Raw genomic sequence first — 1,094 nt, 5'->3', positions numbered from 1 at the left:
GGCCAGCTCGGCGAGGGCCTCGGGCACTGCGGTCTTGATGCGATCGATCACCCGAGTGAGGAGCTGCCTGCCGGTGCGGCGGTCGGGGGTGCGGTAGGCGTCGATGATGTCTTGGTAGACCAGCCAGGTGACCTCGACGGCCGCGACGTCGTCGTTGCTGAACAGGGCGTCCAGGCGGGCCTTCTGTCGCTCGGTGAGCAGGGTGCGTCCGGTGCGCAGGGTGCGTCGGGCCTTGTAGAGCGGATCGTCGCGGCGGCCGCGTTCGCCAGTGAGTTCACGTTGGACGCGTTGTCGGGTGGTGTTGAGCTTGTCGCCGGCTAGCGCGACGACATGGAAGGGGTCCATCACGGCGACGGCGTCGGGCACGGCGTCGGCGGCGGCGGTCTTGAAGCCGGTGAACCCATCCATCGCGACGATCTGCACCCGGGCGCGGAACTGTTCGGTACGGGCCTCGAGCCAGGTCTTGAACACCTGCTTGGAACGCCCCTCCACCAAGTCCAACAAGCGGGCCGGGCCCGTGCCGTCCCTGATCGGGGTGAGGTCGATGATGACCGTCACGTACTTGTCGCCCTTGCGTGTGTGCCGCCAGGCGTGTTCGTCGACGCCGACCACCTCGACGCCGTCGAGTCGCCCCGGGTGCCCGATCAGCACCTGGGTGCCGACCTCGGTGACGGCGGTGTGGGCGGTGTCCCAGCTGACGTCCAGGACGGCGGCGACGCCGCTGATCGGGGTGTGGTCGAGCACCACTTCTGATAGCGCCCACCAGTCCGCGGCCCGGGTCAGTTTCGACCGTGGCCGGGCCACGGTCGTCAACGGGTGGCGCCACAACCGGTGGCATCCGGCACAGCGGTAGCGGGGCACGTCAACATGCAGCCACGTCGCTTTCCGGCCCACCGGCAGGTGCGTGAAGCGACGTACGACATGATCGTGCACCACGCCCGGTTGGCCGCAGTTGGGGCAGCCGGCATCGGGGCCGGTCAGCGAGCAGAACAGGATCGCCTTGTCGGGCCACACCTGCTGGCCGGTCACCCGCAACCCGAGCACGTCGAGGCGGGCGAAGACGGTCAGATCGGGCGGGGTGACCGGCGGGCACG

The 1,094-nt window shown here is 69.5% G+C and carries 1 protein-coding gene; it reads right to left on the bottom strand.

Features of this window, described 5'->3' with window-relative positions:
* The coding region (locus tag Q1K57_RS10700) for an ISL3 family transposase (RefSeq protein WP_300082209.1) at nt 1-1,094 on the bottom strand (1,094 nt) is incomplete at both ends.

Source organism: Propioniciclava sp. (assembly GCF_029977985.1).
Taxonomy (GTDB): Bacteria; Actinomycetota; Actinomycetes; order Propionibacteriales; family Propionibacteriaceae; genus Propioniciclava.
This window is presented reverse-complemented; position numbering and strand designations above follow the sequence as displayed.